Origin of the sequence: Sulfitobacter sp. OXR-159 (assembly GCF_034377145.1) — a bacterium.
Lineage (GTDB): Bacteria > Pseudomonadota > Alphaproteobacteria > Rhodobacterales > Rhodobacteraceae > Sulfitobacter.
On sequence record NZ_CP139707.1, the window covers coordinates 3107996 to 3128730 of the forward strand.

At 63.1% G+C, this 20735-nt stretch carries 17 protein-coding genes and 1 riboswitch; of the genes, 11 read left to right on the forward strand and 6 right to left on the reverse strand.

Annotated features, from left to right (window positions below):
* Window positions 1–27 precede the first annotated feature (27 nt).
* Window positions 28–114, reverse strand: a riboswitch (glycine riboswitch).
* 98 nt (window positions 115–212) lie between these two features.
* Window positions 213–803 (forward strand): gamma-glutamylcyclotransferase family protein, encoded by a 591-nt coding sequence (locus T8A63_RS15970; protein WP_300055474.1) that lies wholly within the window; start codon window positions 213–215, stop codon window positions 801–803.
* 73 nt (window positions 804–876) lie between these two features.
* On the opposite strand, the gene gltX is transcribed toward T8A63_RS15970, so the two are convergent.
* On the reverse strand, window positions 877–2214 hold the full coding sequence (gene gltX / locus T8A63_RS15975) for a glutamate--tRNA ligase (protein ID WP_300055471.1): 1338 nt from the start codon (window positions 2212–2214) through the stop codon (window positions 877–879).
* A 65-nt stretch (window positions 2215–2279) separates the two neighbouring features.
* A complete protein-coding gene (locus tag T8A63_RS15980) occupies window positions 2280–3878 on the reverse strand; it encodes a 2-isopropylmalate synthase (protein ID WP_322344397.1) in 1599 nt (532 codons plus the stop codon).
* Window positions 3879–4082: 204 nt separating this feature from the next.
* On the opposite strand from T8A63_RS15980, the gene T8A63_RS15985 reads away from it, so the two are divergent.
* The 3 genes from T8A63_RS15985 to T8A63_RS15995 all read left to right on the forward strand — a co-directional run bounded on the left by T8A63_RS15985 (window position 4083) and on the right by T8A63_RS15995 (window position 6978).
* Window positions 4083–5570 carry a nitrilase-related carbon-nitrogen hydrolase gene (locus tag T8A63_RS15985; protein WP_322344398.1) on the forward strand — a complete coding sequence of 496 codons (1488 nt, stop codon included), beginning with the start codon at window positions 4083–4085 and terminating at the stop codon, window positions 5568–5570.
* A 234-nt stretch (window positions 5571–5804) separates the two neighbouring features.
* On the forward strand, window positions 5805–6485 hold the full coding sequence (locus T8A63_RS15990) for a DUF1236 domain-containing protein (protein ID WP_322344399.1): 681 nt from the start codon (window positions 5805–5807) through the stop codon (window positions 6483–6485).
* Between the two features lie 127 nt (window positions 6486–6612).
* Entirely contained in the window at window positions 6613–6978 is a 366-nt protein-coding gene (locus tag T8A63_RS15995) for an antibiotic biosynthesis monooxygenase (protein WP_322344400.1), read from the forward strand.
* 6 nt (window positions 6979–6984) lie between these two features.
* Here the strand turns inward: T8A63_RS15995 and T8A63_RS16000 are convergent, their stop codons facing one another.
* A complete protein-coding gene (locus T8A63_RS16000; protein WP_322344401.1) occupies window positions 6985–8511 on the reverse strand; it encodes a cryptochrome/photolyase family protein in 1527 nt (508 codons plus the stop codon).
* Window positions 8508–9233: an SDR family NAD(P)-dependent oxidoreductase gene (locus tag T8A63_RS16005; protein WP_322345756.1), complete on the reverse strand. Its 726-nt coding sequence runs from the start codon at window positions 9231–9233 to the stop codon at window positions 8508–8510. Before T8A63_RS16005 ends, T8A63_RS16000 begins: the two co-directional genes overlap by 4 nt.
* A gap of 245 nt (window positions 9234–9478) precedes the next feature.
* Between T8A63_RS16005 and T8A63_RS16010 the strand changes: the two genes are divergently transcribed.
* On the forward strand, window positions 9479–11047 hold the full coding sequence (locus T8A63_RS16010) for a 2-isopropylmalate synthase (RefSeq protein WP_322344402.1): 1569 nt from the start codon (window positions 9479–9481) through the stop codon (window positions 11045–11047).
* A gap of 279 nt (window positions 11048–11326) precedes the next feature.
* On the opposite strand, the gene T8A63_RS16015 is transcribed toward T8A63_RS16010, so the two are convergent.
* Window positions 11327–11908, reverse strand: a complete 582-nt coding sequence (locus T8A63_RS16015) for a VOC family protein (RefSeq protein ID WP_322344403.1) — start codon at window positions 11906–11908, stop codon at window positions 11327–11329.
* 190 nt (window positions 11909–12098) lie between these two features.
* On the opposite strand from T8A63_RS16015, the gene T8A63_RS16020 reads away from it, so the two are divergent.
* From T8A63_RS16020 to T8A63_RS16045, 6 genes are all read left to right on the forward strand, one after another.
* Window positions 12099–13145 carry a rod shape-determining protein gene (locus T8A63_RS16020; RefSeq protein WP_040700660.1) on the forward strand — a complete coding sequence of 349 codons (1047 nt, stop codon included), beginning with the start codon at window positions 12099–12101 and terminating at the stop codon, window positions 13143–13145.
* Between the two features lie 71 nt (window positions 13146–13216).
* Entirely contained in the window at window positions 13217–14119 is a 903-nt protein-coding gene (mreC, locus tag T8A63_RS16025; RefSeq protein ID WP_300055444.1) for a rod shape-determining protein MreC, read from the forward strand.
* Complete coding sequence (locus tag T8A63_RS16030) at window positions 14116–14655, forward strand: rod shape-determining protein MreD (protein WP_067936126.1); 540 nt, start codon at window positions 14116–14118, stop codon at window positions 14653–14655. The genes mreC and T8A63_RS16030 overlap by 4 nt, the downstream gene beginning before the upstream one ends.
* 15 nt (window positions 14656–14670) lie before the next feature.
* Window positions 14671–16620: a penicillin-binding protein 2 gene (gene mrdA / locus T8A63_RS16035; protein WP_067626889.1), complete on the forward strand. Its 1950-nt coding sequence runs from the start codon at window positions 14671–14673 to the stop codon at window positions 16618–16620.
* Complete coding sequence (gene rodA, locus T8A63_RS16040) at window positions 16617–17756, forward strand: rod shape-determining protein RodA (RefSeq protein ID WP_067916467.1); 1140 nt, start codon at window positions 16617–16619, stop codon at window positions 17754–17756. Before mrdA ends, rodA begins: the two co-directional genes overlap by 4 nt.
* Before the next feature lie 3 nt (window positions 17757–17759).
* Window positions 17760–18698 carry a glyoxylate/hydroxypyruvate reductase A gene (locus T8A63_RS16045; RefSeq protein ID WP_322344404.1) on the forward strand — a complete coding sequence of 313 codons (939 nt, stop codon included), beginning with the start codon at window positions 17760–17762 and terminating at the stop codon, window positions 18696–18698.
* Window positions 18699–18717: 19 nt separating this feature from the next.
* Here T8A63_RS16045 and T8A63_RS16050 read toward each other — a convergent pair whose 3' ends face one another.
* Window positions 18718–20730, reverse strand: a complete 2013-nt coding sequence (locus T8A63_RS16050) for a M3 family metallopeptidase (RefSeq protein ID WP_322344405.1) — start codon at window positions 20728–20730, stop codon at window positions 18718–18720.
* Between the last annotated feature and the right edge of the window lie 5 nt (window positions 20731–20735).

Here is a 20735-nt window from a genome sequence, read left to right on the forward strand (position 1 = left end):
CGCATCCGCGCATCTCTCCAGAGTCTTGGTCACGTCACGGTCCTGGGGCCTGAGAGTTTCCGGGGCGGTTGCTCCTTCGGCATCGGCTTTAACCGATTCTCCCGTGACGATTGGGCCTTTCGTATGCCGCCGCATACCTCTGCGTCAAGCATGCTTGTGGCCGGATACGACACATGTTTTGGTGCGCGCGACAAATACAGGACCTTTCGCGCATGACCCCCTATTTTTTCGGCTACGGCAGCCTCGTGAATCGCAACACCCACAGCTACCCCGACGCCCGGCCCGCCCGGCTCGACGGCTGGCGGCGCAAATGGGTCCGCGCCGAAGGGCGCGACATCGTCTACCTCTCTGTGGTGCAAGATCAAAGCACCCGCATCGACGGGTTGATCGCCGCCGTGCCGGGCGCGGATTGGGCGGCGCTGGACCAGCGTGAATACAGCTACGAACGCCACGCCTCAGGCGGCGCCGTGGTCCATGATCTGGTCCCCGCACCCGACATCGCCCATTACGCCATCCCGCTCGAAATCGCGGTCGACCACGGCGATCACGTGATCCTGCTGAGCTATCTTGATGTTGTGGTCCAAGGCTTCCTGCGCGAGTTCGGCACCGATGGCGCGGCGCGCTTCTTCGACACCACCGAAGGCTGGGACACACCTATCCTGAACGACCGCGCAGCGCCCCTCTACCCGCGCCACCAGACCCTAACGCCAGAAGAAACCGCCGTGGTCGATCACCACATCGACCGCTTGTCGCTACAGGTGAAATCACGCGACGAAGCCCCCTTCACAAAGAAGAACTTCTAACCGCTCTAATTCATCCTTTTTCAAATACCCGCGGGGGTCCGGGGGCAGCGCCCCCGAATGCCCTCGGCCCGCCTCAACCGCGTGCTTTGACGGTCTGGAGCAACGGCAAAACCTGCGCCATCTCTGGCCCGTGTTCCTGCCCCGTCAGCGCCAAACGCAGGGGCCGGAACAACCCGCGCCCCTTGCGCCCGGTGGCCTCTTTGACCGCGGCGGTCCAGCTTGACCACGTGGTTTCATCAAAGGGCATCTCCGGGAGCAGCAGCATGGCCTGAGCCACGAATTCGCGGTCTTCCTCGGCAATCACCGGCTCGGCCCCGTCGCGGAACATGGCCCACCATGGCCCCAAATTCTTCAGCGTCGATATATTCTCGCGGGTAACCGCCCAGAACTGCGCGGCTTTGTCTTCCGGCACGCCAAGGGCGATGATATCGTCTTTCACCGCCTCAAGCGGCAGTTGCTGCAGGTAGCGCCCGGTCAGCGGGAACAGATCCTGCACATCAAACTTGGTCGGCGCCGAGCCGAAGCGGTTGATGTCGAAACCCTCGATCAACTCCGCCATATCCGTGCGCAGTTCCACCGGATCCGACGACCCCAACCGCGCCATCAGGCTCAGCAACGCAAAGGGCTGAACCCCCTGCTCACGCAGATCACGCAGGGCCAGCGTGCCAAGGCGCTTGCTCAGCGCCTCGCCCTGCGGGCCGGTCAGCAGCGAGTGGTGCGCGAACGAGGGCACCGCCCCATTGCCAAGCGCCTGCATGATCTGGATCTGGGTCGCGGTGTTGGTCACATGGTCCGACCCGCGCACCACATGGGTCACGCCCATTTCGGTGTCATCCACGACGCTCGCCAAGGTATAAAGGATCTGCCCATCGCCACGAATGAGTACGGGGTCACTAACCGAGGCCGCGTCGATGGAAATATCGCCCAAGATACCGTCATCCCATTCGATCCGCTGGTGATCGAGCTTGAACCGCCAAACGCCATCGCCACGCTCGGCACGCAGCGCGGCTTTCTCATCGTCGGAGAGGTTCAGCGCGGCGCGGTCATAGACCGGCGGCTTGCCCATGTTGAGCTGTTTCTTGCGCTTGAGGTCCAGCTCTGTCGGCGTCTCGAACGCCTCGTAGAAACGGCCCTTTTCGCGCAGATCTTCGGCGGCGGCATGATAGCGGTCCAGACGTTCCGACTGACGCTCGACCCGGTCCCATTCCAGCCCCAACCATTCAAGGTCTTGCTTGATGCCGTCGACGTATTCTTCGCGGCTTCGCTCGGGATCGGTGTCGTCGATGCGCAGGATGAAAGTGCCGCCCGCCTTGCGCGCGATGAGGTAGTTCATCAGCGCGGTGCGCAGGTTGCCCACGTGGATATAGCCAGTGGGGGACGGGGCGAAACGGGTGATCGTTGGGTTGGACATCTGGCGTACTCCTGTTGCGCGCGGGCTTGCCACAGGGCGCGGGCGTTGTCCAGCAAAGGCGGGGGTCAGCCGCCGTCTGCCGCGGTGCCAGTCGGGGGGGGCACAACCTCTGAGGTGTCGGCGTCGGTGCCGTCGTCTGACACGCCCTCATCGGGGGCGTCTGCCGCTGCCGGTGCCGCATCTGCAGGCTGTGCTTCGTCCGCAGGAGTCTCCGCCGCGGCGCCAGAGGCGGTGCCGGCTGCGGGATCGGCTGCGGTGTCAGAAGCCGCCCCGGCGGTCCCATCGCTCAACGCGCCGTTCTCCCAATCGCCCGAGGCTTCTTCGCCGCTGGCATAGCGCATGGTGCCGCTGCCCTGCCGCTTGCCCGCTTTGAACGTGCCCTCATAGACATCGCCATTGGCATAGGTCGCCACGCCCTGCCCTTCGATCTCTCCCTCGGTCCACTCGCCTTCGTAGACGAAACCGCTGGCCATGGTGATCTTGCCCTGACCGTGACGCTGCCCATTCCTGAACGCGCCTTCATAGACCGTGCCGTCGGGATAGGTCGCCTTGCCCTGCCCATGGCGCTGACCATCCTGCCAGCCGCCCTCATAGCGGTAGCCATCGGCATAGGTCATCACCCCTTGGCCGTGGTTGCGGGCGTCTTTGAATTCGCCCTCATAGACCACGCCATTGGTATAGGTGGCGATGCCTTCGCCTTCGATCACGCCTGCCACCCAAGCGCCCTCATAGGTCGATCCATCGGGATAGGTGATCTTGCCCGTGCCATCGGCCAGATCATTGCGAAAGGTGCCAACGTAAACGGACCCGTCGGGATAGGTCACCTGACCTTCGCCCTCAATCTGCCCGGCCACCCAAGAGCCGGTGTAGACATAGCCATCGGTGCCGGTGAAAGTGCCCTGCCCGTCGCGGCGGTCGTCTTTGAAGTCGCCCTCATAAACATCGCCATTCTCATAGGTGACCTTGCCTTTGCCTTCACGGCGGCCCGCGACCAAGGTGCCTTCGTAAACATCGCCATTGGGCTGGGTCAGCGTGCCGGTCCCGTCGATCTGGCCGTCTTTCCACAAGCCCACATAGACCAACCCGTCGGGCATGGTCAGCGTGCCCTCGCCACTGCGTTTGCCGCCTTCGATTTCACCTTCATAGACCGCGCCATCGGGGTAGGTGATCGTGCCGACGCCCTGTTTGACGCCATCAATCCAGTCGCCCTTGTACTCATAGCCGCCGGGGCTTTGCATCACGCCCTTGCCGTGGTGTTTGGCATTGCGGAACTCACCCTCATAGCGCACGCCATTGGCGTAGATCGCCACGCCTTGGCCCATGATCGCGCCCGCTTCCCATTCGCCCTCATAGGTGCCGCCATCGGCAAAGGTGATCTTGCCCAGACCTTCGGGCTTGCCCTTGGCAAAATTACCCTCATAGACCGAGCCATTGGGGAAACGCGCGACGCCTTCGCCCTTAATCTCGCCCTCGACCCATTCGCCGGAATATTCATAGCCGTTGGGCAGCTTATAGGTGCCGGTGCCATGCTGAAGACCGCCTTGAAACGTGCCCTCATAGATGCCGCCATCGTCATATTCCTTGGTCAGCACCTGCCCGTCCTGCGCCGCAAGCGGCGTGGCCAGAAGAGCGATCAGACAGAGGGGCAAGCTGCGGTGCAACATGGGCGGAATTTCCCGATCTCGTTAGGTGTCATTTGCCCTGAGGTTACGGGTGATAGAGGACAGAGGCAACGTGTTTGCAGGACAGGCACGCCGGTTTCGGCGGATCCCGCGCACCCGGCGCGGCGGGCCAGCCTGCGCGCAGGGGTTTCGCCCTCGGCCCGATCTGCTACATCCAACCCACACCAGCCAGCCCGGAGCCTTTGCATGTTAGACCGTTTTCGCCTCACCCTCGGGCAATTGAACCCGACCGTCGGCGACCTGCCGGGAAACGCGGCACTGGCGCGCGAGGCTTGGCAGGCCGGGCGCGACGCGGGCGCGCAATTGGTCGCCCTGCCCGAACTGTTCCTGACCGGGCATGATGCGAAAGCGCTGCTGCATAACCCAGCCTTTCAACGCGATGTCGTGACCCATCTTGAGGCGCTCGCCGCCCATTGCGCCCACGGCCCCGCCTTGGCGCTTGGCGCGCCTTGGGTCGAGGGGGCGAAACTTCATAACGCCTACCTCATCCTACAGGGTGGCAGGATCGCCCAGCGGGTGCTTCAACACAGCCCCGCGCGGCACTCTCGCTTTGATGCAGGTCCGATCAGTGGCCCCTATGCTGTTGAGGGGCTGCGCATCGGCTCCCCCATCGGGGCGGATGGCTGGACTGGCGATGTGGCCGAAACGCAGGCCGAAACGGGGGCCGAATTCCTTTTGATCCCTAATGCGGCCCCACATCAACGCGGCGCAATGAACAGGCGGCTGAATCATATGGTCGCGCGGGTGATCGAGACGGAGTTGCCGCTGATCAGCCTCAATATGGTCGGGGGGCAGGATGAGGCGGTCTTTGACGGCGCGTCCTTCGCGCTGAACCCCGGTGGCAAGCTGGCGCTGCACCTGCCTGCCTTTGACAGGGCCATTGCCCATGTCGATCTGGAACGGGCACCGGAGGGTTGGCAGATCGTGGCCGGAGACCTCGCACCGCAGCCAAGCGCACTGGAGCGGGATTACCGCGCTTTGGTTGTCGGCCTGCGGGATTATGTCGCCAAAGCCGGAGCCTCCAAGGTGCTGGTCGAACAGACCGAGGGGCGTGATGCCGCGCTGGCCGCGACGATCGCAGCCGATGCTTTGGGGCCCGAAAATGTGCGCCAGATCGCGGTCCCGGTGGGGGGTGATTTACAGTCCACACTGCACGCCCGCCTCGCAGGGCTTGGTGCGGCGGTCGGTGCCGATACCCTCGCCCTCCCCCTGCGCGGCCTGATGCTCCGCGCTTTGGCGCAGGACGCGGGGGAGCTGTTGCTCACGGCACAGAACAAATCCGCGGCCGCCATCGGACAGAGCGCGGTGCCGGGCGATTTCAATCCGGTCAAAGACCTGTACCAGACCGAGGTGCTGGCCCTTTGCCAATGGCGCAACACCACCCACCGCGTTTGGATGCGAGGCCCAGCCTCTGCGGCGTTTCCGCAGCGGGAAAATTCTCGAGAAGATAGCGCTCAAGAAGATAGCGCAGTGGACGACATCCTGTGCATCTTGCAAGAAAGGAACGGCAGTGTGGGGGACTGCGTAGCGGAGGGCTTTGACCAGCAGACCGCCCAGAAGGTTGCGGAGCACCTTTTTAACAACCAGCCGCGGAAAAATCGCTCCGCCCCCGGCCCGCGCGTCACGGCATCGCGGCCAGAGCACCCCTACCCCGCCCACTGGCGCGACGGCTGATAACGCCTAGATCCCCTCTCTGGTTTCCCATCTTTCCCTGAGCGCCAAAGGCAAGCGATTTCCCGCCACCTGCCAGCAGGTTACCGCCCAAATATTGAGCAATGGGAGCCAAAAACCGGGCGCTCCGGGCTCCATGGGGGAACGAACCCTCTCCCCCACAGTTGTCCAAACACGACCAACAACGGCGCCGGATTTCCCGCAGGGCACTCCCCGCCGAACAGAAAGGGTTAAGACATGAATATCGTTAAACTTGGAATGGTATCTGCCATCGCTTTGGGTGCCGCTGCACCTGTCTATGCACAATCGGCCGAAGCCTATGCCGCAACCGATCTTAACATCCGTTCGGGCCCCGGCCCGCAGTACGACATCGTCGGTGTCATCCCCGGTGGCGAAGCCACTATGGTGGAAGGCTGCCTTGACGGCCAATCCTGGTGCCAAGTCAAATTTGGCGACGCGATGGGCTGGTCCTATTCTGATTACCTTGCCGTTGAAGTTGAAGAGCAGGCCGTGGCTCTGACCACCCGCCCCGCGACCGTCGAAATCAGCACCGTGACCTATGAAGATCCAGAAGGCACCGCCGAGAATGAGACCGCAGGCGCTGCTGCCGGTGCGACCCTGGGTGCGCTAACCGCATATGCCGTTGGTGGCCCGATTGGTGGCATCATCGCCGGTGGCATCGCAGGTGGTGCGGCAGGTTCCGCCGCTGCTGAGCCAGAGGAATCCACCATCACCTACGTCCGCGAGAACCCGGTTGATACCGTGTACCTTGACGGTGAAGTGGTTGTCGGCGCGGGCATCCCCACGACCGTGACCACCTATGAGGTCCCGGAAACCACATACCGCTATGTCAACATCAACGGCGCGACCGTGATCGTTGACAACGAGACGAACCTGATCGTCGACGTTGTGCGCTAAGCTGCAATAACGTGCTGCGCTAAGCCACCATAGACTTGGACAAAGAAGGCTCGGAGAGTGATCTCCGGGCCTTTTCTTTGCCCGAAAACTAGGGCTAGCATGGGGGCAGCAACCGCAGGGAGCCACCATGATCGCCGTTATTTTCGAAGTCTTCCCCCACCCCGACCGCCGCGAGGAATACCTTGATGTCGCGGCCAAGATGCGGCCCCTGCTGGATGAGGTGGATGGCTTCATCTCTGTCGAACGGTTCCAAAGCCTGACCAACCCCGAAAAGCTGCTTTCGCTCTCTTTCTTCCGCGATGAAGAGGCAGTGCAGAGCTGGCGCAAGCTGACCGCGCACCGCGGCGCGCAGGCAGCAGGGCGCGAGGGAATCTTTACCGATTACCACCTGCGCATTGCCCATGTGATCCGTGACTATGGCATGTTCGACCGCGCAGAGGCACCACGGGACAGTCAGGACATCCACCCGCCGCGGCCTGTACCCGAGGGCTAACCGGGATTAGACCGTCTCCCCCGCCTCCAGCCGCCGCAACCAGTTGCCCGCATCGCGCAAGACCGCCTCACGACGGTCGGCATCCATGCGGTCCCACGTGGCATACATGTTTCTCATACGCGCATTGCCCTGAAACCGCTCTCGGTGCCGGTCAAGAAAGTGCCAGTAAAGCAGATTGAACGGGCAGGCTTTCTTGCCCGCCTTCGCGCTGACGCTGTAGCTGCACCCTTTGCAGTAGTCCGACATGCGATTGATGTAGGCCCCGGACGAGACATAGGGTTTCGAGGCAATGACTCCGCCATCTGCGAATTGGCTCATACCCACCGTGTTGGGCGCTTCGACCCACTCATAGGCATCCGCGTAGACCTCTAGATACCATTCATGCACCTGATGCGGATCGATCCCCGCCAGCAGGGCGAAATTGCCCGTCACCATCAATCGCTGAATATGGTGGGCATAGGCGTATTTCTGCGTTTGCCCGATGGCTTGCCGCAGGCAATTCATCTGCGTGTCGGCACCCCAGTAAAAGGCAGGCAAGTCGCGGTCGTGTCGCAGCACGTTGCGCGCCACATACTCCGGCCCCTCAAGAAAATAGATGCCCCGCACATATTCGCGCCATCCAAGGATTTGGCGGATGAACCCTTCGGCAGCGTTGATCGGCACGTCCCCCTGCTGCCACGCCTTTTCGGCGGCCCGGCAAACCTCCATCGGATCGAGCAACCCAAGGTTCAGATAGGGAGAGATCAGCGCGTGAAAAAGATAGGGCTCCCCTTCCAGCATCGCGTCCTGATAATCGCCAAAGCGCGGCAGGGCGTGGGTGATGAAATGCGCCAAGACCTGCAGGGCCTCCGCGCGCGTAGTGGCAAAGTCAAAGGGGAGCAGATCACCGAAGTTGTCCCCATAGCGCGTCTCCACAAGGTCAAGCACCGCTTGGGTCTCAGCATCAGGCGCAAAGCTGAGCGGCTGGGGGAACTCCAGCCCCTCCTTCGGGGGCTTGCGGTTGTCGTGGTCGAAATTCCATTTGCCCCCTGCGGGATCGTCGCCCTCCATCAACAGGCCGGTCTCGCGGCGCATCTCGCGGTAGAAATACTCCATCCGCAGCGCCTTGCGCCCCTCGGCCCAATCTTCGAACCGTTTGCGGCTGGCGATGAAACGGTCGTCTGGCAAGATGCGTGTAGGGATCGGCGCATGGGTCAGCTTGTTGATCAGCCGCCACTCCCCCGGCTCGGTCGCGATTATCTCGCCCGCGCCGGTCTCCTCCGCCCGGCGGAGCAGCTCGCCGACGAGAGAGCCCGCGTTTTCGGGATCATCCAGCCGGGTATAGCGCAAGCTCCAACCGTCATCCTCCAACTTGCGGGCAAATTTGCGCATCGCGGCAAAGACCAGTGCGATTTTCTTGGGGTGGTGACGGACATATTCCGCCTCCTGCGCGACCTCGGCCATGACCACCACATCGCGCGCCTTGTCGGCCTCGCGCAGCGATGACAGGTTTAGGGAAAGTTGATCGCCCAAGACCAAGATCAAACGGCTCACCACGGCACCGCCTTTCCGGCCCAGTCGAAGAACCCGCCGCTCTCCTCCGAGGTCAGCCCGTCGATCACCCGCAGCAGATTGTCCGCGGCCTCCCCCGGCGGCACCGCCGGATGGCGGCCCAGATATTTTTCGGTAAAGGGTGTTTCGACGGTGCCGGGGTGCAGCGCCACGCAGATGCTTTGCGGATGGGAGCGGCTGAGCTCGATCGCGGCGGTGTGCACGATTTGGTTCACCGCCGCCTTGGCGCTGCGGTAGCTGATCCAACCGCCCAGACGGTTGTCCCCGATGGAGCCGACCCGCGCCGAAAGCACGGCGAAAACCGCCCGCCTGTCGCGGGGCAAAAGCCTTGCCGCGTGGCGCAGCACCAGCGCCGGGCCGACCGCGTTCAGCGCGAATTGATCCAGCATCGCCTTTTGCGTGATGGCGTGCAGTGACTTTTCCGGCGCCGCTCCGTCGATCTCCAACGCACCAGTGGCGACAATCATCGCATCAAAGGGATCACCAAGCCCCTCCAGCGCCGTGGTGACCGAAGCCTCATCCGTCACGTCGAACCCGTCTGTCGTGCGCGAGAGTGTCGTCACCTCATCACCGCGCGTTTGAAACGCTGCCGTCAGCGCCGCACCGATACCGCCGCTGGCACCGATTACCAAAACCCGCGCGCTCATGCGGTGGCATGCCTGTGTTGTGTCGCTCTTTGCTGCATCCGCATCCCCCTTGCCTATAGGCAGATAGGCGGCGCTGACGCGGGGGCAAACAAAAGCCGCAACACCCCCTTTCCATTTGAAAACGGGTGCGTATAACTATCCGCATGACACAGGCCGTCCATATCCCGACCCTGCCGCGCTACTGCGCGGGCCTGCTGCGCGCCAACTTGCTGCACCTAATTCGCCTCTGAGCGTGCCCTTCGGCGCGCCCGCTCAGAGGGATGTGTCGCGCGCCAAGGATACCAGCAAAGAAAGAACCCAGGATGACCGATATGACGAAACAGGACCGTGTGCTGATTTTTGACACCACCTTGCGGGATGGCGAACAATCCCCCGGGGCGACGATGACCCATGCCGAAAAGCTGGAGATTGCGCAGCTTTTGGATGAGATGGGCGTCGACATCATCGAAGCAGGCTTTCCCATCGCCTCCGAAGGCGACTTTAACGCGGTGAGCGAGATTGCCCGCCAATCGCAAAACGCCGTGATCTGCGGCCTTGCCCGCGCCCAATTGGGCGACATCGACCGATGCTGGGAGGCCGTGAAACATGCCCGTCAGCCGCGCATCCACACCTTCATCGGCACCTCGCCCCTGCACCGCGCCATTCCGAACCTGACACAGGATGAGATGGCCGACCGTATCCATGAGACCGTGACCCACGCGCGCAACCTCTGCGACAGCGTACAATGGTCGCCGATGGATGCCACGCGGACCGAGCTTGATTACCTCTACCGCGTTGTCGAGATCGCCATCAAAGCCGGGGCCACCACGATCAACATCCCCGACACCGTGGGCTATACCGCCCCGCGTGAAAGCGCCGATCTGATCGCCAAACTGCTCGAAAACGTGCCGGGCGCGGATGAGATCATCTTTGCCACCCACTGCCACAACGATCTAGGCATGGCGACGGCCAACAGCCTTGCCGCTGTCGAGGCAGGGGCGCGGCAGGTGGAATGCACCATCAACGGCCTGGGCGAACGCGCGGGCAACACGGCGCTCGAAGAGGTCGTCATGGCGCTGAAAGTGCGCAATGACATCATGCCTTACGAGACGCGCATCGACAGCCGCAAGATCATGAACATCTCGCGCCGGGTCGCTGCTGTCTCAGGCTTTGCGGTGCAGTTCAACAAGGCCATCGTCGGCAAGAACGCCTTTGCCCATGAGAGCGGGATCCACCAAGACGGCATGCTGAAGAATGCTGAGACCTTCGAGATCATGCGCCCCGAGGACGTGGGTCTCACCGAGACCAACATCGTCATGGGCAAGCATTCAGGCCGCGCCGCGCTGCGGTCCAAGCTCGAAGACCTCGGGTTTGAACTGGGCGACAACCAGCTCAAGGATGTCTTCGTGCGGTTTAAGGAATTGGCTGATCGCAAAAAGGAAATCTACGAGGATGACCTGATTGCGCTGATGCGCACCGCGACCGATCCCGAGGAAGACCGCATTCGCCTCAAATCGATGAAGGTCGTGTGCGGCACCGATGGCCCGCAGACCGCCGATATGGTGCTGGATGTGGATGGTGCTGAGCAGTCCACCAACCAAACCGGCGATGGCCCCGTCGACGCGGCGTTCAACTGTATCAAGGCACTGGTGCCGCACACCGCGCGCTTGCAGCTTTACCAAGTGCATGCCGTGACCGAAGGCACCGACGCGCAGGCGACGGTTTCGGTTCGGATGGAGGAAGAGGGCCGCATCGTGACTGGCCAGTCGGCGGATACCGATACCGTGGTGGCAAGTGTGCGGGCCTATATCCACGCGCTCAACCGTTTGTTGGTGCGGCGTGAGAAGGGCGGCACGGACAAGCGCGAGATCAATTATAAAGATGTGAGTTGATGCGGAGGGCGGGGGAAACCCCGTCCTTCTTCTTTGCGGGGAGGGCCAGCGCCTGCCCGCGGGTTGGCGATCCAAGGCTAAGTTGGTGCCACTTTATGGTGCAGCCGTGGTGTGCGTTTTCTAGGTCCCACCCAGCCTCACCAAATCGCCTACCCGGTCGCACCAAAGGTGCGCCCAGTTCATTCCGGCACGCCTCCGGCGTGACGGAGCGGGCAGGCGATGGCCCGGCGCCTGCGGCTTGTCCCGGGCCGGGCGGCAGTCGCCAACGGAGAACCAATCTCAATAAGGATTCTTCGCCCCGCGATCCGCACTCAGCGATGCCTGCCCCCGCTCCACAATCATCACCACCGCATCCGCCAGATGTTGCCGCTGGATATGATCATCCCCCGCCGCAACCCGCAGCTTATGCGCCTCTAGCATCACCTCGGCATGGCTCGACCCGCGCGGCGGGATGAAGGTGTAGCAGGCCAGCTCGATCAACTGCCCCAGCGGATCCTTGAAATAGATCGAATGCATAAAGCCTCGGCCTTTCACCCCCGAATGCCCAATGCCGCGCGCCTCCAGTCGCTCCGGCACCTGATCAAACATCGCGCGGTCCACCTCGAACGCCAGATGATGCACGCAGCCCGGATCCATCGGCGTGCGATTGTGCACCCGCTTGCGGGTCTCATTGGTGAAAATCGTGATCAGCCGTCCGTCGCCGGGATCGAAATACAAATGCCCCTCATCCGGGTCATCCAAATTGGGCTGGTCAAAAATGAAAGGCATTCCCAAAACGCCCTCCCAGAAGTCGATTGAACTTTGCCGATCGGCCCCGGTGAGGGTGATGTGATGCACCCCAAGTGTCTGTATCTTCTGCATGGTATCGCCGACCTCCGCCTGTGCTGCGCCCTAAATATACCGCTCTATGATAGCGCGGCGGCAATATCGCGCCACCTTTGCGGTCTTGCCCCTTTCACCCTGACCCTGTGCGCCCTATAAGAGCCAATAGCCCGCGCGTGGTCCCATGCTGGCGGGCCTGTCCGAATATTTGCAAGGCTCCGCTACTGTTATGTCCATCCTCGATCAATTCCGCGGCCTGTTCTCCTCCGATATGGCGATCGACCTCGGCACCGCGAATACGCTGGTTTACGTCAAGGGTAAGGGCATCGTTCTCAGCGAGCCTTCGGTGGTGGCCTATCACGTCAAAGACGGCGTCAAGAAAGTGCTCGCCGTGGGCGAAGACGCCAAGCTGATGCTGGGCCGGACGCCCGGCAGCATTGAGGCGATCCGCCCGATGCGTGAAGGGGTCATCGCCGACTTCGACACCGCCGAGGAAATGATCAAGCACTTCATCCGTAAGGTGCACAAGCGCTCGACCTTCTCCAAACCCAAGATCATCGTCTGCGTGCCGCATGGGGCGACCCCGGTTGAGAAACGCGCAATCCGCCAGTCGGTGCTGAGCGCTGGTGCGCGCCGCGCCGGGCTGATTGCGGAACCCATCGCTGCGGCCATCGGTGCGGGCATGCCGATCACCGATCCCACGGGTAACATGGTCGTCGATATCGGCGGCGGTACGACCGAGGTTGCGGTGCTGTCGCTGGGCGACATCGTTTACGCACGCTCTGTCCGCGTCGGCGGTGACCGCATGGACGAAGGCATCATCAGCTACCTGCGCCGCCAGCAGAACCTGCTGATCGGGGAAACCACGGCTGAGCGGGTGAAAACCTCCATCGGTACGGCGCGGATGCCCGACGACGGGCGCGGCACCTCAATGCAGATCCGGGGCCGTGACTTGCTGAATGGTGTGCCGAAAGAAATCGAAGTGACCCAAGCGCAGATCGCCGAGGCGCTGGCCGAACCGGTGCAGCAGATTTGCGAAGCCGTCATGACCGCGCTGGAAACCACCCCGCCGGATCTGGCCGCCGACATCGTCGACCGGGGCGTGATGCTGACAGGCGGCGGTGCGCTGCTGGGTGATCTTGATCTGGCGCTGCGCGAGCAGACCGGCCTTGCGATCTCGGTCGCGGATGAGCCGCTGAACTGCGTGGCCCTCGGCACCGGCAAAGCGCTGGAATACGAGAAACAGCTGCGCCACGCGATCGACTACGACAGTTAACACTGGCAAGTTAGCCAGACCCGGCACGCGGCGACACCGCCCCGCCTGACCGGGTGGGAGTTTCGGCACAGATGCCCAAAGACCGTTCCAGTTCCAGCGATTTCACCGGCCCCCTGCGCCGGTTGCTGCTGGCTGTGTTGGTGTTGGCGCTGGTCGGGATTTTCTTGCTTTGGCGCATCGACAGCCCCCGCGTTGAACGCTTTCGCGCGCAGGTGACCGACCGTTTCGTGCCGAACCTTGATTGGGCCATGGCCCCGGTGACAGGCACCATTAACCTTCTGCGCGATTTCCAGAGCTACCAACGTCTGAGCGAACAGAACCGCGAACTGCGTTCGGAACTGCGGCAGATGCAGGCGTGGAAAGAAGCGGCCCTTCAGCTAGAGCAAGAGAACGCCCGCCTGCTGGATCTAAACAACGTGCGGCTTGACCCGCGCCTCACATTCATCACCGGCACCGTTCTGGCCGACAGCGGATCGCCCTACCGCCAATCGGTGCTGCTGAACGTCGGCGCGCGTGATGGGCTGGTTGAAGGTTGGGCCACGATGGACGGCATCGGCCTTGTGGGCCGCATTGCAGGCGTGGGCAAAAACACCGCGCGCGTGATCCTGCTGACCGACGCTTCCAGCCGCATTCCGGCGACGATCCAGCCTTCTGGCCAGCGGGCCATCGTGGCGGGCGACAACAGCGCCGCGCCGCCACTTGATTTCATCGAGAACCGTGAATTGGTCCGCCCCGGTGACCGGGTGATCAGCTCGGGCGATGGCGGGGTGTTCCCGGCGGGCATCCTGATCGGTCAGGTCGCCGCCGATCCGGGCGGGCGTCTTCGCGTCAGGCTGGCGGCGGATTACGAGCGGTTGGAGTTCCTGCGCGTGCTGCGCCACCATGGCAATGAAACCGTGCCGGACACCGTCCATGTCATCACCTCCGATGGCCCCTTGGCCGACCCGGCGGCGCCGGTCGGAGTGCAGCCATGACCGATCTGTCACGCAGCCGCCTGTGGGTCATGCGCCTGAGCTTTGTTGCGCTGGCGCTGGTGATCTTGTTCTTCCACCTGCTTCCGCTTGAGACGACCCCGCGCCCTTGGGCCGGGCCGGACCTGCTGTTGGGCTTCGCCTGCGCTTGGGGTCTCAGACGGCCTGAATATGTGCCCGCGCTGTTTCTGGCCTTGGTCTTTTTGCTGGCGGATCTCTTGCTGCAACGCCCGCCCGGCCTTTGGGCGGTGCTGGCCTTGATCGGGGTCGAGAACCTCAAGTCGCGGGGGCGGCATCTGCGGGATGCGAGCTTTGCCGCCGAATGGCTGACCGTGGCGGTGATCCTGACCATAGTGATCTTTGCCAACCGCATTTTGCTGAGCCTTGCACTGGTGCCCACGCCCGCCATGACGCTGAACCTCACGGAATTGGCACTGACGATGCTCGCTTATCCGCTGATCGTGGCGGTGACCCATGGTATCATGGGCGTGCGCAAGACCGCGCCGGGCGATCTGGACGCGCTTGGCAAACGGGTGTGATCGGGGAGCGATGAGATGAGACGTAGCCGCGCCGACAACGATGCAAACCACACGCGCCTGACCCGGCGCGCCGCGCTTTTGGGCGGGGCGCAACTGCTGTTCATGGGCGGTCTGGCCGCGCGGATGCGCTATCTGCAGGTCGATCAGGCCGACCAATTTCGCCTGCTCGCCGAAGAGAACCGCATCAACATCCGCCTGATCCCGCCCTCCCGCGGTGAGATTTTCGACCGCAACGGCGTACAGCTTGCCGACAACGTCCCCTCCTACCGGATCGTCATGGTGCGCGAAGACGCGGGCGACGTGGCGGCGGTGATGGAACGTTTGGCCCAAGTTATCGAAATTGATGACGAAACCCGCGAACGCGCCATGACCGAGATGGCCCGCTCCGCGCCCTTCCTGCCCGTCACCATCGTCGATGACGTCAGTTGGGAGGTCGTGAGCAAGGTCAGCGTCAACGCCCCTGCCCTGCCCGGCGTCACTCCCGAAGTGGGCCTGACCCGCGTCTACCCGCGCGGCGCGGATTTCGCCCATGTGGTTGGCCGCGTGGGCCGGGTGAGCCAAGCCGACCTCGACGCGCTGGAGAACCCCGATCAGGTGTTGCGCATCCCGCGCTTTCAAATCGGCAAAATCAACGTCGAAGCCCGCGCCGAGAACCTGCTGCGCGGCGCGGCGGGCACCAAACATGTTGAAGTGAATGCCACAGGTCGCGTGATGCGCGAGTTGGAGCGGCGCGAAGGTCAGGCCGGGGCGGATCTGCAATTGACCGTCGACGCCAATCTGCAACGCTATGTGCAGGCCCGTCTGGGAGACGAAAGCGCCGCCGTGGTCATTATTGACTGCGAGAATGGCGATCTGGCCGCATTGGCCTCTTCGCCCAGCTATGACCCGAACCTCTTTATCGGCGGCATCTCTTCGGCGGACTATAACCCGCTGCTAAACTCCAAATACCGCCCGCTGGTGAACAAACCCGTACAAGGCACCTACCCGCCCGGCTCGACCTTCAAGATGATCGTGGCACTTGCCGCCATCGAAGAGGGCATCGTCGCCCCCGATGAGACCGTCTATTGCCCTGGCCATCTGGAGGTCGCGGGCCGGCGGTTCCACTGTTGGAAACGCGCGGGCCATGGATGGGTCAACCTTCAGGATTCGCTCAAGCAATCCTGCGATGTTTACTACTATGATCTGGCCGTGAAGGTGGGCATCGAAAAGATCACCGCCATGTCGAACCGCTTTGGCCTTGGGATCAAACACGATCTGGCGCTGTCTTCGGTCGCGGGTGGGCTTGCGCCGACCAAACAGTGGAAACGCTCGGCCCGGGGTGAAGATTGGGTCGTCGGCGACACGGTCAACGCCTCCATTGGGCAGGGTTTTACCCTGTCCTCCCCACTGCAGCTGGCGGTGATGAGCGCGCGGATCGCCACCGGGCGCGCGGTGGCGCCGCGGCTGATCAAATCCATCGACGGGGTGGAACAACCCAGCGGCGCGGGCGAGCCGATGGGCCTGAACGAAAACAACCTGCGCCAATTGCGCAAAGCGATGTACGACGTGGTTAACGATCGCCGCGGCACCGGCTATCGCAGCCGCATCATCGACGACACGATGCGCATGGCGGGCAAGACTGGCACCAGTCAGGTGCGCAACATCACCGCCGCCGAACGCGCCCGTGGTGTGACCAGCAACGCCGACCTGCCGTGGGAGCGCCGCGACCACGCGCTGTTCGTGTGCTTCGCGCCCTACGACAAACCCAAATACGCGGCCTGCGTGCTGGTGGAACACGGGGGGGGCGGGTCAACCGCCGCCGCCCCAATTGCGCGCGACGTGATGTTGCAGGCCATGGCCGGGGGCGAGCCGCCGCTCGAAGCCTACCCCAAGTCCGACCGGGGCCGCATCGCCACCCAGCAAGAAGAGCTGCGCGACACCGCGCCGGAAACCTCGGCCAGCGTAGCGGGAGACGATCAGGCATGAGCTATCTTGAGCATACGGTCAAATCCGTCCCGACGGGGCTGCGCAAGATCCTTTTCATGAACTGGCCGCTGGCGATCCTGTTGACCAGTGTCGCGGGCGTGGGGTTCTTGATGCTCTACTCGGTCGCGGGCGGGTCATTCTCCCCTTGGGCTGAACCGCAGATGAAGCGTTTTGGCATGGGCATTGCGATCATGTTCACTGTGGCGATGGTGCCGATCTGGCTCTGGCGCAACCTGTCGGGCGTGGCCTATGGGGCGACCTTGGTGCTGCTGGTCGCGGTCGAACTCTTTGGCTCTGTCGGCATGGGCGCGCAGCGTTGGATCGACATTGGCTTCATGCGGCTGCAACCGTCGGAGTTGATGAAGATCACGCTGGTGCTGTTTCTGGCCGCCTATTACGACTGGCTGCCGGTCAAAAAGGTCTCGCGCCCCTTTTGGGTCCTGCTGCCGATCCTGATCATCGTGGTCCCCACCGCTTTGGTCCTGAAACAGCCCGACTTGGGCACCTCGATCCTGCTTTTGACCGCCGGGGGCGGGCTGATGTTCCTTGCAGGTGTGCATTGGGCCTATTTCGCCGCCGTCATCACCGCCGCCATCGGGCTGGTCACCGCCGTCTTCCAATCGCGTGGCACCCCGTGGCAACTGCTCAAAGATTACCAATACCGCCGCATCGACACTTTTCTCGACCCCAGCCAAGACCCGCTTGGCGCGGGCTACCACATCACCCAATCCAAGATCGCGCTCGGTTCGGGCGGCTGGTCAGGGCGCGGCTACATGCAGGGCACCCAGTCGCGGCTGAACTTCTTGCCCGAGAAACACACCGACTTTATCTTTACCACGCTGGCCGAAGAGTTCGGCTTCGTCGGCGGCGTCTCTCTGCTGGGGCTTTATGCGCTGATCATCCTGTTCTGCGTGGCCTCGGCGGTGAAGAACAAAGACCGGTTCTCAAGCCTGCTGACACTGGGCATCGCGCTCAACTTCTTTCTCTTTTTCGCCGTTAACATGTCGATGGTCATGGGGCTGGCCCCGGTGGTTGGCGTGCCGCTGCCGATGGTGAGCTATGGCGGCTCGGCCATGCTGGTGCTGCTGCTGGCCTTTGGGCTGGTGCAATCGGCGCATGTTCATAGACCGAGGTAATTCATGACGATCAATATTCTCTTCGCCGCTAAAGCCGAACGCTGGGACGGCTACGAAAAGCCTTTGAACGACGCCCTGCGCAAAGCTTTGCCCGGGCAGGACTTCAACCTGGCCACCGACCTGCCACCTCAGGAGGTCGATTATATCGTCTATGCCCCCAACAGCGACCTGCAGGATTTCAGCCCCTACACCCGCGCCAAGACGGTGCTGAACCTCTGGGCCGGGGTGGAGGCGATCACCGGCAATGAGACCTTGAATATCCCGCTGACGCGGATGGTCGATTTCGGCCTGACCCACGGCATGGTCGAATGGGTCACGGGCCATGTGCTGCGCCATCATCTGGGGATGGATACCGATATCCTGCGTAAGGACGCCAAATGGGAGCCGCGCACCCCGCCACTGGCACGCGAGCGGGGCGTGGCGGTGTTGGGCATCGGTGCGCTCGGCCAAGCGGTGGCCGCAGCGTTGGTGGGTCTGGGCTTCGATGTGACCGGCTGGTCGCGGAGCGAAAAGCAGATTGAGGGCGTGCGTTGCCTGCATGGCGACGACGGCCTGACAGAGACACTGAAACGGGCCGAGATCGCGGTACTGCTGATGCCTGACACCCCCGCCACGCGAGACGTGCTGAATGCCGAAACGCTGGCGCAGATGCCCAAAGGCGCGTTTATCATCAATCCCGGACGTGGCCCGCTGATTGATGATGACGCCCTGCTTGCCGCGCTCGACAGCGGGCAGATTGCCCATGCCACGCTGGATGTCTTCCGGGTGGAACCGCTGCCCGAGGATCACCCCTATTGGGCGCATCCGCGCGTCACCGTGACCCCGCATATCGCGGCGGCCACGCGCAATGAGACCGCCTCGGAAGTCATTGCTGAGAACATCCGCCGCAGCGAGGCCGGAGAGCCTCTGCTGCATCTGGTAGACCGCGACCGGGGGTACTAACCCCCGGCCGCGTCAAGGCTCAGGCCGCCAGCCCGCGCCCTTTGAGCAGCGCCTCGACCCCCGGCAGACGCCCCCGGAACGCGGTATAAAGCTCTGCCGGATCACGGCTGCCGCCGGTCGACAGGATGTGGGTCTCCAACGCCTCGGCGCGCTCCGCGTCAAAGGCGCCGCCCGCTTCTTCGAAGGCGGCGAAAGCGTCGGCGTCCATCACCTCGGACCACATGTAGCTGTAATAGGCGCTGGAATATCCGTCGCCCGAGAAGACATGCGCGAATTGCGGCGTGGCGTGGCGCATCCGGATCGCCTGCGGCATGCCGATGCTGCTGAGCACCTCGGCCTGTTTCGCCATCGGATCGGCGGGCGGGGCACCGTCGTGGAACTCCAGGTCGACGAGGGCCGAGGCGATATATTCCACCGTCTGGAACCCCATGTCGAAGGTCGACGCCGCCAACACCTTGTCCAGCATCTCACGCGGCATCGGCTCGCCCGTCCGGGCGTGGGTGGCAAATTTCTGCAAGACCTCGGGCTGGTCCAGCCAATGCTCATAAAGTTGGCTGGGCAATTCCACAAAGTCCCGCGCCACCGAGGTGCCGCTGACGCTTTCGTAGGTCACGTCCGACAGCATCTGGTGCAGCGCATGGCCGAACTCGTGAAACAGCGTGCGCGCGTCGTCATAGGACAGCAGCGCCGGGTCGCCCTTGGCGAAATTGCAGACGTTGATCACCACCGGCGCCTGCGCGCGGGGGAACTTCGCCTGCGCGCGCATCGCTGAACACCATGCGCCCGAACGCTTCGAGCCGCGCGCGAAGTAATCGCCGATAAAGACCGCCACATGCTTGCCGTTCCGCGTGACCTCCCACGCTCGGCAGTCGGGGTGGTAGAGCGGCACGTCGAGCGGCGCGAACGCCAAGCCGAACAACCGGTTGGCACAGTCGAAGGCCGCGTCGATCATCCGGTCGAGCTGAAAATAGGGTTTCAGCGCCGCCTCATCGAGGTCATGCTCTGCCGCGCGGCGCTTTTCGGCGTAGTAGCGCCAATCCCATGGCTCCAGCGCCCCGTTCACGCCGTCCTCACGCATCAGCGCGGTCAGCACCTCGGCATCGGCGTCGGCCTGCGTCTTGGCCGGTTTCCAGACCGACATCAGTAAGTCGCGCACGGCGTCCGGCGTCTTGGCCATTTCGGTTTCCAACTTGTAGGAGGAGAAATTTTCATAGCCCAGAAGTTCCGCCCGCTCCTTGCGCAGGGCCAGCGTTTCGGCAGCGATGTCGCGGTTGTCGGTTTCCCCGCCATTGGCACCGCGTGCTTCCCACGCACGAAACGCCTTTTCGCGCAGGTCGCGACGGTCTGAGAATTGCAGGAAGGGTGTGATCAGCGACCGCGAGAGCGTGACCACCGGGCCCTCCGCGCCCTTCTCCTTGCCCGCCGCGCGGGCGGCGTCGAGCGCGAAATCCGGCAAGCCGGTCAGATCGCCCTCCGACAGCGGCATGAACCAATCCCGCTCATCGGCCAGCAGATTTTGCGTGAACTGCGTGCCCAGCACCGCCAGCCGCGCCTTAATCTCTTTCATCCGCTCGGCGGCCGCCCCGGTCAACGCCGCGCCGGAGCGGACGAAGCCGCGATGTGTCAGCATCAGCACGCGGGCCTGCTCCTCGGTCAGATCGAGCGTGTCGCGGGCCTCCCAGATGGCAGCGATGCGGGCAAAGAGCTTGGTGTTGCCCGAGATCGCCGGTTGATGCGCGGCAAGCTTGGGCGAGAAATCGCGCTGCAACGCCTCGCGCGCGCCGTTGCTGTCGGCCCCCGCGACGGTGAAGAACACGCTCAGCACCTTGTCGAGCGCGTCGCCGGATGCTTCGAGCGCCTCGATCGTATTGGCAAAGCTGGGCGCCGCGGGGTTCTCTGCGATGGCGTCGATCTCGGCCCGGTGGGCGGTCAATGCCTCCTCAAGCGCGGGGGCGAAATCATCGTCTGAAATGCGGTCAAAGGGGGCGATGCCGAAGGGTGTGTTCCAGTCAGCGAGCAGCGGATTTGTCATGTAAA